Raw genomic sequence first — 16,599 nt, forward strand, 5'->3', positions numbered from 1 at the left:
ATGCAGATTGATAACAAACTGGCAATATGGCTAAGCGGGCATGGCATGCGGTAAATCGGGCGCAGCACGCGGCGCCCCCAACAACGGTCGTATCCTCAGGCCGATTAACGAGATACGGCAATCAGTGGCCGATCCCGGGAATGGTTCACCGGGTAGTTGATCTCCAGGCTACGGCGGCGAAAATCGCTGGGGCTGACGCCAACCCGCTTGCGAAACACCCGGGAAAAATAGAGCTGATCGTCATAGCCAACTACCCGGCCAATAGTGGCAATCGACTCCTGAGTGGTTTGCAGCAGCAGTTTGGCGCGGATCACCCGCTGATCTTCACGCCAGCGCAGGATATTTATCCCGACCTGGTCACGGAACAGATGTGCCAGCCGCGAAGGCGAAAGACAAACGTGGCGGGCCACTTCATCGATACGCAGCTCCCCTGCCAGATTGCCGGTAATAAACTGGCAGGCCTCAATCACCCGTGGGTCCATAATCTTCTGTGGGCTGAGGGGATCCTCCTCCATCGCGCGGAGCAACAGTCGTTCCAGCAGGTTCATGCCAATTTCTTCGGCAAAACGGCGGCCGGAGCGTTGGGTCTGCTCAATGTTGGCAAACAGCCGGTCAAACTCGGTCAGCAACTGGTTGTTGGGCAAGGTCAGACGCCCTACCTGATGCGCCTTGCTGTGCCATTCCAGCCAGTCGGCCCAATAGGCCCGCGGGCGGAAATAAACCCAGCGGTGATACCAGCAGTCACTATCCGGTGATCGGCCATAGTTATGTGCAGCCTTGGGCGGAAACAGCAGTAGATCGCCGGGGTTACAGTAAAGCGTCTCCTCACCGTCAAACACTTTGCCCCGGCCTTTAATGGTCAGATTGAGGATGTAACCCTTCATGCCGCCGGGGCGGTCGATAAAGAAATCCAGTGGTCCGTCCGCCATTATGGGCGTCAGCCCGGCAACCAGGTAGGCGTTAAAGGTGTAACCCGGCAACAACGGGTTCGGTTGGGGTTCCTGAACCATGCGATGATACATCTGGCCTCCAAAAGTGTCGTTTCTTTATCCCAAAACTTGGCAAAATGAGTGGCCTGTTCCCCTCACCCTAACCCTCTCCCACAGGGAGAGGGGACCGATCGAGTTCATTGATTTTTCTGTGTAAAACCTATATTTCCTCTTGCTCCCTACTTTCCTAAGTTGCACGGGTCAACCACGCGCTCCGTGCAGCTCCCATTCCCTGTGGGAGAAAGTTCGTTGATTTTTCTGTGTAATACCTGCCTTTCCTCTTACTCCCTACTTTCCGAAGTTGCACGGGTCAACCACGCGCTCCGTGCAGTTCCCTCTCCCTGAGGGAGAGGGTTGGGGTGAGGGGGAAATAGAGATTGCTGAATAACGACAAAACACTATCGCACCTATAGCAAGTTTACCCATTCGGCAAAATGCTGCTCATAGCAATCGCAAAATTGTGATGGGCCTTCACGCCCTGCTCTTCGCTTGTTGCTTGTAGCGGTCAAAAATCACCGCGGCCAGCAGGATCACGCCGCGCACCACATACTGCGAGAACGGTGAGATATTCAGCAGGTTCATGGCGTTCTCTACCGTGCCCAGGATCAGGATCCCGGCAATAACATAGGAAATTTTGCCAATCCCCCCTTTGAGCGAAACGCCACCCAGCACGCAGGCGGAAATCACGATCAGCTCATAGCCGATGGAGGTCATCGGCTGGCCGCTGGTCATACGCGAAGCCAGAATGATGCCCGCAGCGGCAGATACCAGCCCGGAAAGCACAAAGATGATGATCTTGGTACGCACCACCGGCACCCCAGCCAGCCGAGCCGCCTCCTCGTTACCACCGATAGCCAGAGTATTACGGCCAAAGGTGGTTTTATTGAGCAGGAAACCAAACAGGATCAGGCAGCCAATGGTGATCCAAATCGGTGCAGGCAGCCCCCACCAGTTGGCATAGCCGAGCGCAAAGAAACGCTCGTCTTCGATCCCCACCGCTTTCCCATCGGAAATGATATAGGCCAGGCCGCGGAAGATCTGCATGGTGGCCAAGGTGGTGATCAGCGCGTTAATCTTCAGCCGGGCGATCACAAAACCATTGATCAGCCCAGAGAGCACGCCCAACAGCAAACCGGCAGCCACGCCGATCCACAAGCTCTCCGTCATGTTGATGACCACCGCCGCGGTGACACCCGCACAGGCGATAACCGACGCCACCGACAGGTCAAAATCGCCCGAGGCCAGGCAAAACAGCATGCCGCACGCCACCATACCAGACATGGAGATCGCCAGCCCCAGACCCTTCATATTGATAAAGCTGCCAAAATTCGGCACAAACACGACGCAGGCAACAAACAGCACGGCAAATACCACCAGCATGCCATAGCTGTCCCAGATACGCGCCAACCCAAGGCCGCCGCGGTTTTTCACAGAATTGGTTGTCATGCTCGACATCTCTTGCTCCTTCACAATCAGGCCATCGCCGCTGCAATATCGGGGGTACGTAACATCGCCAGGCTGAGGGCTTTTTCCTCAGTGGCCTCGCTATGGGTCAACTCGCCAGAGATTGCCCCTTCACGCATCACGATGATGCGATCTGCCAGCCCCAGCACTTCGGGCAAATCGCTGGAGGCGAACAGCACCGCAATGCCCTGCTGCGCCAGTTGATAAATCACGTGGTAGATTTCGTGTTTTGCGCCAACGTCAATGCCGCGTGTCGGCTCATCCAGCAGGATCACCTTCATCTCTTCCGACAACCAGCGGCCCAGGATCGCCTTCTGTTGGTTGCCACCGGAGAGGTTCATGATCAGCTGTTCGGCGCTGGGGGTTTTGATATTCAGCGCGCGGATATGGTGATCGGCATTGCTGGTTTCCCAGGCGTTATCGATCAGGCAGCCCGCCTTGATGCTTTTGCGGCGCGCGCTAATGTTGATATTGTCGCGTACCGAGTGCACAGGAATGATGCCGTCGGCCTTACGATCTTCCGGGCACAGCATCACGCCCGCACGGATAGCGTCGATCGGTGAACGAACATCGAGCCGCTTGCCATCCAGCATCAATTGGCCCGCAGTTACCCGCGTAGCGCCAAAAATTCCTTTCATCAATTCGCTACGCCCTGCGCCTACCAAGCCAAACAGGCCAACAATTTCTCCAGCGCGTACGTTAAGGCTGATAGGCGTTTTCACCCCGGTGGCCTGCAAATCGGTAAGCTGCAACCGCATTTCTCCCAGTTCGCGTGGCTGATAGCCATAGACATCACCGAGATCCCGCCCCACCATCGCTTGCACCAGCACTTCATTGTTCACCTGCTGCATATCGTCGAAGGTGCGTACATAGCGGCCATCCTTAAACACGGTAATGGCATCGCTCAGCGCAAAGATTTCCTCCATACGATGCGAGACATACAGGATCACTCGCCCTTCGGACCGCAACTCGCGGATCACCCGGAACAGTTGCTCAATTTCACGTGCCGACAGCGAACTGGTTGGCTCATCAAACGCAATCACTTTGGCGTTACGCGCCAGGGCCTTGGCAATCTCCACCATCTGCCACTGGCCAATCGACAGATACTTCAACGGGGTATCCGGATCGATGTCCAACCCGAGGTGTTCCAGCTGTAAGCGGGACTCATAACGCAGCAGTTTGCGATCCACCAGGCCATGTTTGGTCGGCAACTGGCCAAGGTAGATGTTCTCTGCCACGGTCATTTCCGGCACCAGGTGCAGTTCCTGGTAGATAATCGCCACCCCGGCGTTTAACGCGTCGGTAGTATTGGCAAACTGCACCGCTTGCCCCTGGAGATGGATCTCCCCTTTGCTTGGGGCGTAATTACCGCTGAGAATTTTCAGCAGCGTCGATTTCCCGGCGCCGTTTTCCCCCATCAGCGCGTGGATCTGTCCGGCCTGACAGTTGAAACTGATATCATCCAGCGCTTTGACGCCAGGGAAGCTTTTACCGATGCCTTTGAAAGCCAGATAGGGCGTGACGGCAGTCATAGTGCTTTCCTCAATGCTATGCGATAAATGGCCGCCCGCTTGATGCAGGCGGCTCGCCCCTTACATCAGACCTTTTTTCTGCAGTTCCACCTGGAAGTTGTCGCGGGTGATCAGCACCACGTCAGTCACTTCGGTGAATTTCTCTGGCTCCACGCCTTTCTCTACCCAGTCATGCAGCATCTGAATGCTCTTATAGCCATGAATATCCGGGCTTGGCAGCAGTGAACCGTAGAAGCCGGTAGCCTGTTTCTTGGAAAGCTCGCTTACCGCGTCAACGCCGTTGATACCAATGCCGATCACGTTAGGCGCTTTAAAGCCCTGGCCTTCGGTGGCTCGCACGCCGCCCAGCACGGTGTTGTCGTTCATCCCGACGATCAGCCAGTTTTTCACTTCCGGATGCTGCACCAGCATCGAGTTGGCGGCATCGAACGCCCCAGGGATATCGTTGGATTTGGTCGGTACCTTGTAGATCTGCTGCTCTGGGAAACCAGCGGTTTTCAATGCGTCCATCGAGCCACCGGTACGGCGGCGTGCAGTGTCCAGTTCATCGGAGGTGATCGCCATTACCCCCGTCTCTGCCACTTTCCAGCCACGCTTGTTCATCTCTTTCCACAGCTCTGCGCCTTGGCGTTCACCTATCTTGGTGGCCGCCATCATCACTAGCGGCACGCTCTCCATCGGTTTGCCTTTGGCGTTAACAAACTGGTCGTCAACCGCGATCACTTTCAGATCGTAGCTGCGCGCCTTGGCGACAATCGCCGAGCCGAGTTTCGGATCTGGGGTGCAGATGACAAACCCCTTGGCCCCGCTGGCTGCCAGGCTGTCGATGGCATTGAGGGTTTTCTCGCCGTCCGGCACGGCAATCTTGATCACTTCAAACCCCAGGTCTTTACCCGCCTTGTCGGCAAATTTCCATTCGGTCTGGAACCAGGGCTCTTCTGGCTGTTTAACCAAAAAACCCAGTTTCATGGTCTCTGCGACAGCTGAATGTGACATAACCGCCGTCAGACCAATCACTGCCAACGCCTTAGTGAATTTATGCATGGTACTCTCCGCTGTTTTGCTTTCATCGGCAGAAAAACCGGGCCACCGTGAAAACGTTATCATTATGAGATCCTGTCACGACAATGGCCTTATATCTCGCTTATTGCCGTAGACTCAGGTAAGACGCAAACAGTTTTAGCCGGTATTTGTTAGTTAAATGTAGAGCGCTATCACATCCCGAGATAACAGCAGATATGTGCATACATTTAGCAAATTTAACCAAGTGATAACTTTTGACCCCCATCACAAAATCACTGTAGCAAGCAGAAAAGTGCATACTTCCAGCCAATGATTCCTCACCTGCCTCCCCGTCCCGCTCCTATCGTTAACCTCAACCTAACAAGTAAGGAGTCCGCATCATGACGGCAGGTGCTATTGCCCTGGGATTAGACTTCGGCAGTGATTCAGTGCGGGTACTGGCTGTCGACTGTCAAAATGGTAACGAACTGGATACCGAGGTGGTCTACTACCCTCGCTGGCAGCGTGGTGACTTTTGTAACGCCGCGCAGAACCAGTTTCGCCACCATCCACTCGACTATATCGAAGCCATGGAACAGGCCGTCGTCGCCGTGGTGCAGCGCATGAGCCAGGAACAGCGGCAGGCCGTGGTCGGGATTGGGGTAGATTCCACCGGATCCACTCCCGCACCGATTGATGAACATGGCGACGTATTGGCGTTGCGGCCGGAGTTTGCCAGCAATCCCAACGCCATGTTTGTGCTGTGGAAAGACCACACCGCCATCGAGGAGGCGGAGGAGATTAACCAACTGTGCCGCCGTGGCGATTTTCCCGATTATTCGCGCTATATCGGCGGCGTTTACTCCTCTGAGTGGTTCTGGGCCAAGATCTTGCACGTTTCACGCCAGGATGAAGCGGTACGCCACGCCGCCGCCTCTTGGGTAGAACTGTGCGATTGGGTGCCGGCGCTGCTTTCTGGCACTACCGCACCGGATCGGTTAAAGCGCGGCCGTTGCAGCGTTGGGCATAAAACGTTATGGCATCCGGACTGGGATGGTTTACCACCTAAAGCCTTCTTTGCGGCCTTGGATCCGTTGCTGGTGGAAGATCTGCCCTATCCGCTGTTTACCGGTTCTTACACTGCCGATCTTCCGGTAGGGACTCTGAGCAAAGAGTGGGCCACACGGCTTGGGTTGTCAGAAAGCGTGGTGCTGTCAGGTGGTGCGTTTGACTGTCACATGGGGGCCGTCGGAGCCGGTGCGCAGCCTTATACGCTGGTGAAGGTGATTGGCACGTCGACCTGCGACATTCTGATCGCCGATCGTGAGCGCGTGGGCGATCGTGCCATTAGCGGCATCTGTGGCCAGGTGGACGGCAGCGTAGTGCCGCAAACCATCGGGATGGAGGCCGGGCAATCCGCTTTTGGCGATATGTACGCCTGGTTCAGCCGCCTGCTGAGCTGGCCACTGCGTGAAGCAGCCAAGACGCAACCGCAACTCCAGACACAGCTGCAACAAATCGAGCATGACATGCTGGCCGCCCTGACCGCCGCCTGGGCCAAAAACCCGTCGCTTGACCATCTACCCGTGGTATTGGACTGGTTCAATGGCCGCCGCACCCCCTACGCCAACCAGCGCCTGAAAGGAGTGATCACCGATCTCAACCTCGGCACCGATGCGCCCACGCTGTTTGGTGGCTTTATCGCCGCAACGGCTTTTGGCGCTCGTGCCATCATGGAGTGCTTCGAACAGCAGGACATTCCCGTCGATAACGTGCTGGCTTTGGGCGGGATTGCCCGCAAGTCACCGGTGATTATGCAGGTTTGTGCCGATGTGATGGATCGTCCGCTACAGATCGTCGCCTCCGACCAATGCTGTGCACTGGGTGCGGCCATTTTCGCCGCAGTGGCCGCCGGGCACTTCAGCGACGTTCCGCAAGCTCAGCAGCATATGGCTTGCAGTATTGAACGTACTTTGCAGCCCGATCCGGCAAACGTCGCGCGCTACCAACAGCTTTATGAACGCTATCAACAGTGGTGCCAAGCCGCAGAGCCGCGCTTTGCCGCAACCACCAAAAATTAATACGCCGGGCAGACCCCCTTGGCTCAATAAAACCTCTAGATCCAGGAGTTTTTGATGAACATCTTTAAGCAACGTGAAGTGTGGTTCGTGATCGGTAGCCAGCATCTCTATGGGCCCAAAACCCTGCAACAGGTGATGGAAAATGCCGAGCAGGTCGTGAACAGCCTGAACCGCGACGCGGGTTTACCTGTGAAGATGGTGCTGAAACCGCTGGTCACCACGCCGGACGAAATCACCACCGTCTGTCGTGATGCCAACTATCACCAGGACTGTGTCGGCATCATCACCTGGCTGCACACCTTCTCACCGGCAAAAATGTGGATTGCCGGCCTGTCGATCCTCGATAAGCCGCTGCTCCAGTTCCATACCCAATTTAATGCCGAGGTTCCCTGGGACAGCATGGATATGGACTTTATGAACCTGAACCAGACCGCCCACGGTGGCCGTGAGTTCGGGTTTATCGGTGCTCGTATGCGCCAGCAGCACAGCGTGATCGCAGGCCACTGGCAAGACAAAAATGCCCAGGAACGTATCGCTCAATGGATGCGTGTTGCCTGTGCCAAACAGGAAAGCCAGCAGCTGAAAGTGGCGCGTTTTGGTGACAACATGCGCCAGGTCGCCGTGACCGATGGCGATAAAGTGGCCGCGCAGATCCAGTTTGGCTACTCCGTGGATGCTTACGGCATCGGCGATTTGGTCAGCGTAATCGATGAAGTGAGCAAGGGCGATATCGATACCCTGGTCGAGGAGTACGAAGCCAGCTATGAGCTGAGCGACGTAGCAAAAGTTAACGGGGCCAAACGGCAGAACCTGATCGATGCCGCGGCTATCGAACTGGGTATGAAACGTTTTCTCGAACAGGGCAAGTTCCACGCCTTCACCACCAACTTTGAAACGCTGCACGGCATGAAGCAGTTGCCAGGTTTAGCGGTGCAGCGCCTGATGCAACAAGGCTACGGCTTTGCCGGTGAGGGCGACTGGAAAACCGCGGCCCTGCTGCGCATTATGAAAGTGATGGGCAGCGGCTTAAACGGCGGCACCTCGTTTATGGAGGATTACACCTACAACTTCCAGCCGGGCAACGATCTGGTGGTGGGTTCCCATATGCTGGAAGTCTGCCCTTCCATTGCCAAAGAACAGAAGCCACTGCTTGATATTCAATATCTTGGCATCGGTGGCAAGGCCGACCCGGCCCGCCTGATCTTCTCTACCCCGGCAGGCCCGGCGGTGAATGCCAGCCTGATCGATATGGGCGATCGTTTCCGCCTTCTGGTCAATCAGGTTGATACCATTGAGCAGCCTAAACCGTTACCTAAACTGCCGGTGGCGCGGGCGATCTGGCGTGCTCAACCTTCCCTGGCTACGGCGGCGGAAGCCTGGATCCTGGCAGGTGGCGCACACCACACGGTGTTCTCGCAGTCACTGAACGCAGACTACCTGCGTCTGTATGCCGAAATGCACAACATCGAATTCCTGCTGATCGATAACGACACCACCCTGCCAGCGTTCAAGAACGAAATCCGCTGGAATGAAACCTACTACCAAATCAACCGTCGCTAAACGCGCCCGCAAAAACTGCAACCGGTTTCAGAAACCGGTTGCAAACTCATTTCAACTCGACCTAAACTAGACTCAATATTTAACGTATAGAGAGAATAGTTATGTCTGCTTTCCCGAAAGAGTTCCTCTGGGGCGCGGCTAGCGCGGCGTATCAGGTTGAAGGCGCACACGATGCCGACGGCAAAGGCCCATCCATCTGGGATACCTTCTCCCACCTGCCAGGTACCACTTACCAAGGCACTAACGGCGATGTTGCCGTCGATCACTATCACCGCTTCCGTGAGGACGTGGCGCTGATGGCCGAAATGGGGATGCAGAGCTACCGCTTCTCTATCTCCTGGCCGCGCCTGCTGCCACAGGGCCGGGGCACCATCAATGAGGCCGGGGTCAAATTCTACAGCGATCTGATCGATGCCCTGTTGGAACACAACATTGAGCCAATGATCACCTTGTACCACTGGGATCTGCCGCAGGCATTGCAAGATGAAGGCGGTTGGGAGGCACGCAGCACTGCGGAGGCTTTTGAAGAGTATGCCCGCCTGTGTTACCAGCGTTACGGCGATCGTGTCAAACTGTGGTCTACCTTCAATGAAACCGTGTGCTTTATCGGCTTCGGTTACATCACCGGCGGCCACCCACCAGGCGTACAGAGCCCGGCGCGTGCGATCCAGGCCTGCCACCACGTCTTTGTGGCCCACGCCAAAGCGGTGGCCGCATTCCGCACCAGCGGCATTGCCGGCCAAATCGGCTTCGTCAACGTGTTGCAAACCCATACCCCGCTCAGCCAATCTGCGGAAGACCTGGCGGCCTATCAGTTGGCCGAAGGGATCTTTACCCACTGGCTGTACGATCCGGTACTGAAAGGGGAATATCCGGCTGAACTGCTGGCGCAGACTCAGGCACTGTGGGGCGTGCCACAATTCGCACCTGGTGATGAGCAACTGCTGCGCGACAATATCTGTGACTTTATTGGCCTGAACTATTACAAACGTGAAACCATCGCGGCCAATAATCAAGAGTCACATCTGACCATCAACACCACCGGTGAGAAAGGCAGCGGCCACCAGCAGGGTAATGAATTCGGCTTTAAGGGGCTATTCAAGTTCGTCCGCAACCCGAATGGCGTGTATACCGATTGGGACTGGGAGATTTATCCGCAGGGCCTCACCGAAGGCATCATGAATATCAAGGCACGTTACGGCGATATCCCTATCTACATCACCGAGAACGGTCTGGGAGCCAAAGATCCGATTATCGACGGTGAGGTGGTGGATGACGATCGCATCGACTATCTGCGCCAGCACATTGGTGCCATTGAAGACGCCATCAAACAGGGGGCCGACGTACGCGGCTACTACCCATGGTCGTTTATCGATCTGCTGAGCTGGCTCAACGGCTTCCAGAAGCAGTACGGCTTTATCTACGTTGACCACAACAAAGATCTGGCACGCCAGCGTAAGAAGAGCTTCTTCTGGTACCAGAAGCTGATCGCCAGCAACGGTGCGGAACGTTAACAGCCGCTAAGTGGGCGCAGCATGCAGCGCCCCTACAATAAGAACCGGCTGAGGTTTGTAAGCCATGTCATGCCAGTCAGTGCAATCTGACTGGCATTTTGCCGTTGGTACCGCCTTATCCTCGCGCATTGGCACATATTTGAGTAAGCTATGCCGCTAACTTCGTTGGAATACCACTCAGGATCTCGTATGACCCAAGCTGAATATTCGCGCATCGGCGGTTGGCTGCTAGCCCCGATGGCCTATCTGATCGTTACCCTGCTCAGTGCCAGCCTTATGTTGGCTCTGTACGGTATGGCCATTTTTATGCCGGAATCACGCGAGTATCTGAGCACCAATGCTCACGCCTTCTCCACGCAGTGGTATCTATCGGTGATCACTACGCTGGTGATGTGGTGCTTTACGCTGTACCTGCTGTGGCTGTTCTGCCAGCGTTCACAACGTTTTCCAAAGCTGTTCCTGGTCTGGCTGCTGATCACCGTGCTATTGGCAATCAAGGCGTTCGCCTTTGCCCCCGTGCCCGATGAACTTGCCGTGCGTAGCCTGCTATGGCCGTTGGTGATGGCCGCCCTGCTGGTGCCCTATTTTAAGCGCTCCCAACGCGTGAAAGGCACCTTCACCGAGAAGTAACCACGGCAAGGCACGATTTGATCGCACTGCTGTGTAAATTTTCAACAAAACAGGCAAAAAAGCGCAATACCCTTGCGATTAGTATGTTGTCGTTACGCCGCCGATTACCGATAATAGGCGGCTTTTATTTTTTTAGGCATTGCAATGACCGAATACCTGCTCTTGTTTGTTGGCACCGTACTGGTGAACAACTTTGTCCTGGTGAAATTCCTGGGCCTGTGCCCCTTTATGGGCGTTTCCAAGAAACTGGAAAGTGCCATCGGCATGGGCATGGCGACCACATTCGTGATGACGCTGGCCTCGGTCTGCGCCTGGCTAATTAACAGCTTTATCCTGATCCCGTTGGATCTGGTTTATCTGCGCACGCTGTCCTTTATTCTGGTGATCGCCGTCGTGGTGCAATTCACCGAAATGGTGGTGCGTAAAACCAGCCCGGCGCTGTATCGCCTGTTGGGGATTTTCCTGCCGTTGATCACCACCAACTGCGCCGTGTTAGGCGTGGCGTTGCTCAACGTCAACCTTGGCTACAACTTCCTGCAGTCTGCGGTTTATGGCTTTAGTGCCGCCGCAGGCTTCTCATTGGTGATGGTGCTGTTTGCCGCCATCCGTGAACGCCTGGCGGTAGCCGATGTGCCCGCGCCGTTTCGCGGTTCCTCCATCGCCTTGATCACCGCTGGCCTGATGTCTCTGGCCTTTATGGGCTTTACCGGGCTGGTGAGATTCTAATGACTGCGTTGTGGATTGCGGTGGCGGCATTAAGCGCTCTGGGGCTGCTGTTTGGCCTGGTGCTGGGCTTTGCCGCGCGCCGCTTTGAAGTCGAAGAAGATCCGGTTGCCGAACAGATCGACGAAATTCTGCCGCAGAGCCAATGTGGCCAGTGCGGTTATCCTGGCTGCCGCCCCTATGCCGAAGCGGTTGCCAATGGCGAGATGATCAACAAATGCGCCCCGGGTGGCGAGCAGGTGATGCTCAAGCTGGCCGAGTTACTCAACGTCGAGCCACAACCGCTGGACGGCGGTGCCGCCGTGGCCGAACCGGTACGTAAGGTCGCCTTTATTGACGAAGCCAACTGCATCGGCTGCACCAAGTGCATTCAGGCCTGCCCGGTCGACGCCATCGTGGGTGCCACCCGCGCCATGCACACGGTCATTACCGATCTCTGTACAGGCTGTGATCTGTGCGTTGCGCCCTGCCCAACCGACTGTATTGAAATGAAACCGGTCGCCACCACGACCGCCAGCTGGAAGTGGGATATGCAAACCATTCCGGTGCAAGTGATCCCCGTGGAGCAACATGTTTAATCTGTTCGCCGCTTTGAAAAAAGATCGGATTTGGGATTTTGACGGTGGCATTCATCCACCCGAAATGAAGACCCAGTCCAGCGGTGTGCCACTGCGCGTGGCTCCCCTACCCGACATTTTTATCGTCCCCTTGCAACAGCATCTCGGGCCAGAGGGTGAGCTGTGCGTCAAAGCCGGTGACCGCGTACTGAAAGGCCAACCGCTGACCTTTGGCCGTGGCCGCACCTTGCCGGTACATGCGCCAACCTCGGGCACCATCCGCGCCATTGAACCTCACGTTACCGCCCACCCTTCAGGGCTGGCGGAACTGTGCGTGATTATTGATCCAGACGGTGAAGATCGCTGGTGCGAACTGACGCCGGTCGCCGATTATCGCCAACTGGACGCGGCAGAGCTGATCCAACGTATTCATCAGGCCGGGATTGCCGGTCTGGGGGGCGCAGGTTTCCCAACGGCCAGTAAGCTGCAAGGCGGCCGTGAAGAGGTGGAAACCCTGATCCTCAACGCTGCCGAATGCGAGCCCTATATCACCGCCGACGACCGGCTGATGCAGGAACAGGCCGCTCAGATTATCGAAGGCACCCAGATCCTGCGCCACCTGCTACAACCCAAGGTGACGCTGATCGGCATCGAAGATAACAAGCCGGAAGCCATCGCCGCTCTGAAAGCCGCTTTGCGCGGGCAGGATGGGATCGCCCTGCGGGTGGTTCCCACCAAATACCCTTCCGGCGGTGCCAAGCAGTTAACCAAAATTCTGACGGGTAAAGAAGTGCCTCACGGCAAGCGTTCGTCCACCATCGGCGTGCTGATGCAAAACGTGGGCACCGCCTTTGCCATCAAGCGGGCGATTGTCGATGGCGAACCGTTGATTGAGCGCGTCGTCACCTTAACCGGTGATGCCATGAGCCAACCGGGCAACGTCTGGGCGCGCCTCGGCACGCCGGTGCAACACCTGCTGGCCTTTGGCGGCTATCAACCACAATCCCCGCAGATGGTGATAATGGGCGGCCCGCTGATGGGCTTTACGTTGCCAACGTTAGACGTGCCGATCGTCAAAATCAGCAACTGCTTGTTGGCCCCGACGGTTGACGAAATGGCCGTACAAGAGCCAGAGCAGTCATGTATCCGCTGTGGGCTATGCGTTGATGCCTGCCCTGCCGGGCTGTTGCCACAGCAGCTTTACTGGTTCAGCCGTGGCGAAGAGCACGAGAAGGCGCGTAAGCACAATCTGTTCGACTGTATCGAATGTGGTGCCTGTGCCTACGTCTGCCCCAGCAATATTCCGCTGGTGCAATATTATCGCCAAGAGAAGGCCGAGATTAACGCGTTGGATCAGGAAGCGGCACGTACCGCCGAAGCCAAAGCACGTTATGAAGCCAAGCTGGCCCGCTTAGAGCGTGAGAAATTGGCACGTGAAGAGCGTCATAAAAAGGCCGCGGTGAAACTGACCGACAGCGATCAGGATGCCGTACAGGCGGCGCTGGCTCGCGTGCGCAGTAAAAACAGTGAGGCTGCTGGCATTGCTATCAGCGGCCAGGAGCCGGATAACAGCGCTGCCATTGCTGCCCGCGAAGCGCGTAAAGCACAGGCTAGAGAGCGCAAGCTCGAGCAAGCTAGTGAAATGCCTGCGGCGGCAGCGGTGCAAGAGGAAGACCCACGTAAAGCGGCCGTGGCTGCAGCATTGGCACGAGTCAAAGCCAAGAAAGAGGCACAGGCACAAGACGCTGAAAGCGTGGCGGAAACTGTAGCTTCAGAGGATCCGCGTAAGGCTGCGGTAGCGGCGGCATTAGCCCGCGTGAAGGCGAAAAAGGCTGCGCAGCAGGCTGAGCTTTCTCAACCACCAGTTGACGAGGAACCCATCCCTACGGCTGAATCGGAGGATCCACGCAAGGCCGCTGTTGCCGCCGCGCTGGCCCGAGTCAAAGCCAAAAAGGCGGCGCAGCAGGCTGAGCTTTCTCAACCACCAGTTGACGAGGAACCCATCCCTACGGCTGAACCGGAGGATCCACGCAAGGCCGCTGTTGCCGCCGCGCTGGCCCGAGTCAAGGCAAAAAAGGCCGCACAGCAAGCTGAGCTTTCTCAACCGCAAGTTGACGAGGAACCCATCCCTACGGCTGAACCGGAAGATCCGCGCAAGGCCGCCGTTGCTGCTGCACTGGCACGAGTCAAGGCAAAAAAGGCCGCTCAGCAACTGGCGATGGTAGATAAAGAGTAAGCGGTATGGGGTCTTGCTGAATGCAAGACCCCACTTAATCGATAGAAATCAGGTAGGTGTAATTGACATCGATCTGCCGCAGTTTCGCATCCTGGTTCCACGCCTTAGCTTCGATCACCTCCATCTCTACGCTTCCGCGTACTTCATTACGCAGCCCTGGCATCACATGCGAGATCAGGTAAAAGATAAATTTCACGCACTCTTTGGCCGTCCCCTGATGGGTAATAGCGATATACTCACGCGCTGGCAAGCGAATATCTTCAATCTTGTGACCAGAAAGGATGTCCTTCTTGAATTCCGGCTCCACCGCCATGGTATGCGTGACTGAACACTCGCCTTCGCCGCGCTCATTGTCAGAATGGATGCTGTAAACCTTGTGGCACTCCATATTCAGCCCTTTGAAGAAGTCATTAAAGATTTCCCCCTTCATGGCGATACAGGAAGAAATGGCCATCTCTTGGGCAGTATCAAATTCCATCTCACGCGTAAAACCGACCAGGTGCGTATCCGGCAACGTCAACCGTTGAATCTCCGGATAAAAACCGGCCTCATATACGGCTTCGAAGTCGAAGCGCGGCATCAGGCTCTTCACGTCCCATTTATCCATGGTACGGTAGCGGTTTGGCGTAATGCCAAAACGTTGCTTAAACATCCGGGTAAAGGTTTGCTGTGAATCAAAGCCCAATTCATCGGAGATATCGATAATCGTACGGTTGCTGATGCGCAGCGCGACCGCCGCGCGGGTAAGAATGCGTGAGCGAATATAGGTGGCGAGCTGGATACCGGTGATACGCTTGAACTTACGCTGCAGGTGCCACTTGGAGTAGCCGGAGATACGCGCAACTTCATCCAGATTGGGCCGCGTCTCAAGATGAATTTCGACCCATTCAATCAGCTCTTCAATAAATAAAATATCTTCATTAGTCATTATTAGATGTTCGCTACTTCAAAAATGCTCAGGATAGTAACCTGCGTTAATTATATGAAAGTTGTTATTCCGTGCGCAAAGCAGTCCAAAAATAGCAGCTCGATCATCAGTATGACAACCCATACTGCACGTTTTACATCCAGCCTGGCTTTTTCTCACCGCAAAAGCTGAATATCCTTATGATTAGCACGTATTACCCGGCATATGATTGAGGTAGAATGCAGCGCTGTAATTTCCCCCGGTGCCCGCACCGTGAATGCACTGATTAACATGGCAAAGAAATGGTAGTTATTCTATGAAGTTCAGGCCGGTACAACAGGCAGCCCCCAAGGGCTTACACATCGCCAGCTCTCCGTTTACCCATAACCAGCAAAGCACCAGCCGCATCATGCTTTGGGTTATGCTGGCCTGCATTCCCGGCATGGCCGCACAGGTGTGGTTCTTTGGCTATGGCAACCTTATTCAGACCGCGCTGGCCATGGTGACCGCCCTCGGGGCCGAGGCCGCCATTCTTGCGCTACGTAAACAGCCAGTCAAGACACGGCTGGCAGATAATTCCGCCTTGCTCACTGCGCTGTTGCTGGGCATTAGCCTGCCACCGCTGGCTCCCTGGTGGATGATCGTTATCGGCACCTTCTTCGCCATTGTGATCGCCAAACAGCTATACGGCGGACTGGGGCAAAACCCTTTCAACCCGGCCATGGTGGGTTACGTGGTGCTGCTAATCTCCTTCCCGGTACAGATGACCAGTTGGTTACCGCCGGAAGAGCTGCGCGCAACCGCCCTGACCCTGCCGGATACCCTGCTAGCTATTTTCAGTGGCCACACCGCCCAGGGAGCCACTCTGCACGAATTGCAGATGGGCGTTGATGGCATCAGCCAAGCGACGCCATTAGACGGTTTTAAAACCGGCCTACGCAGCGGCCACTCGGTCGAACAGGTACTCCAGCAACCGCTGTTCGGCGGCACCCTGGCCGGTATCGGCTGGCAGTGGATTAACCTGGGCTTCCTGCTCGGCGGCCTGTTTATGCTGGGTCGTAAGCTGATCCACTGGCAAATCCCGTTCAGCATGTTGGCCGTCATTGCCCTGTGCTCAGGATTAGCCTGGACGTTAGATCCGGCCCATCAGGCTTCCCCACTGATCCACCTGTTTTCCGGGGCCACTATGCTCGGGGCTTTCTTTATAGCCACCGACCCGGTCAGTGCCTCTACCACGCCCAAAGGTCGGCTGATATACGGCGGCCTGGTTGGCTTGCTGGTCTGGCTGATCCGCGTGTATGGCGGTTATCCCGACGGGGTAGCCTTTGCCGTACTGCTGGCCAACATTACCGTACCGTTGATCGATCACTACACGCAGCCACGCGTGTATGGCCACCGTTGAGG

Annotated in this window: 13 protein-coding genes; 8 read left to right on the plus strand and 5 right to left on the minus strand. The window is 56.0% G+C overall.

Annotation, left to right across the window (positions count from 1 at the left end; genetic code table 11):
- Window positions 1-104: 104 nt before the first annotated feature.
- The 4 genes from araC to ACMV5I_RS01125 form a co-directional block, all read right to left on the minus strand.
- Entirely contained in the window at window positions 105-1,022 is a 918-nt protein-coding gene (gene araC / locus ACMV5I_RS01110) for an arabinose operon transcriptional regulator AraC (protein ID WP_414823470.1), read from the minus strand.
- A 438-nt stretch (window positions 1,023-1,460) separates the two neighbouring features.
- Window positions 1,461-2,444 (minus strand): L-arabinose ABC transporter permease AraH, encoded by a 984-nt coding sequence (gene araH, locus ACMV5I_RS01115; protein ID WP_024486688.1) that lies wholly within the window; start codon window positions 2,442-2,444, stop codon window positions 1,461-1,463.
- A 17-nt stretch (window positions 2,445-2,461) separates the two neighbouring features.
- Window positions 2,462-3,985, minus strand: a complete 1,524-nt coding sequence (araG, locus tag ACMV5I_RS01120) for an L-arabinose ABC transporter ATP-binding protein AraG (RefSeq protein ID WP_414823471.1) — start codon at window positions 3,983-3,985, stop codon at window positions 2,462-2,464.
- Between the two features lie 60 nt (window positions 3,986-4,045).
- Complete coding sequence (locus ACMV5I_RS01125; protein ID WP_024486690.1) at window positions 4,046-5,029, minus strand: arabinose ABC transporter substrate-binding protein; 984 nt, start codon at window positions 5,027-5,029, stop codon at window positions 4,046-4,048.
- Window positions 5,030-5,388: 359 nt separating this feature from the next.
- Between ACMV5I_RS01125 and ACMV5I_RS01130 the strand changes: the two genes are divergently transcribed.
- From ACMV5I_RS01130 to rsxC, 7 genes are all read left to right on the plus strand, one after another.
- The gene (locus ACMV5I_RS01130) at window positions 5,389-7,068 is read left to right on the plus strand and encodes a ribulokinase (protein WP_174332901.1); all 1,680 of its coding nucleotides are present in this window, start codon (window positions 5,389-5,391) and stop codon (window positions 7,066-7,068) included.
- A 54-nt stretch (window positions 7,069-7,122) separates the two neighbouring features.
- The gene (gene araA, locus ACMV5I_RS01135) at window positions 7,123-8,628 is read left to right on the plus strand and encodes an L-arabinose isomerase (protein WP_414823472.1); all 1,506 of its coding nucleotides are present in this window, start codon (window positions 7,123-7,125) and stop codon (window positions 8,626-8,628) included.
- A 101-nt stretch (window positions 8,629-8,729) separates the two neighbouring features.
- Entirely contained in the window at window positions 8,730-10,142 is a 1,413-nt protein-coding gene (locus ACMV5I_RS01140) for a glycoside hydrolase family 1 protein (protein WP_021178054.1), read from the plus strand.
- Window positions 10,143-10,331: 189 nt separating this feature from the next.
- A complete protein-coding gene (locus ACMV5I_RS01145) occupies window positions 10,332-10,772 on the plus strand; it encodes a DUF2569 domain-containing protein (protein WP_024487067.1) in 441 nt (146 codons plus the stop codon).
- A gap of 144 nt (window positions 10,773-10,916) precedes the next feature.
- Window positions 10,917-11,498, plus strand: a complete 582-nt coding sequence (rsxA, locus tag ACMV5I_RS01150) for an electron transport complex subunit RsxA (RefSeq protein ID WP_021178056.1) — start codon at window positions 10,917-10,919, stop codon at window positions 11,496-11,498.
- The gene (gene rsxB / locus ACMV5I_RS01155; RefSeq protein WP_021804523.1) at window positions 11,498-12,073 is read left to right on the plus strand and encodes an electron transport complex subunit RsxB; all 576 of its coding nucleotides are present in this window, start codon (window positions 11,498-11,500) and stop codon (window positions 12,071-12,073) included. The genes rsxA and rsxB overlap by 1 nt, the downstream gene beginning before the upstream one ends.
- Window positions 12,066-14,288 (plus strand): electron transport complex subunit RsxC, encoded by a 2,223-nt coding sequence (gene rsxC / locus ACMV5I_RS01160; RefSeq protein WP_414823473.1) that lies wholly within the window; start codon window positions 12,066-12,068, stop codon window positions 14,286-14,288. Before rsxB ends, rsxC begins: the two co-directional genes overlap by 8 nt.
- 34 nt (window positions 14,289-14,322) lie before the next feature.
- Here rsxC and ACMV5I_RS01165 read toward each other — a convergent pair whose 3' ends face one another.
- Complete coding sequence (locus ACMV5I_RS01165; RefSeq protein WP_121606745.1) at window positions 14,323-15,216, minus strand: helix-turn-helix domain-containing protein; 894 nt, start codon at window positions 15,214-15,216, stop codon at window positions 14,323-14,325.
- 295 nt (window positions 15,217-15,511) lie between these two features.
- Here ACMV5I_RS01165 and rsxD point away from each other — a divergent pair, with 295 nt between their 5' ends.
- Window positions 15,512-16,597: an electron transport complex subunit RsxD gene (gene rsxD / locus ACMV5I_RS01170; RefSeq protein WP_141132151.1), complete on the plus strand. Its 1,086-nt coding sequence runs from the start codon at window positions 15,512-15,514 to the stop codon at window positions 16,595-16,597.
- Window positions 16,598-16,599: the final 2 nt, after the last annotated feature.

The sequence above is a fragment of the Serratia sp. T13T92 genome, from assembly GCF_047530105.1.
Classification (GTDB): Bacteria; Pseudomonadota; Gammaproteobacteria; order Enterobacterales; family Enterobacteriaceae; genus Chania; species Chania fonticola.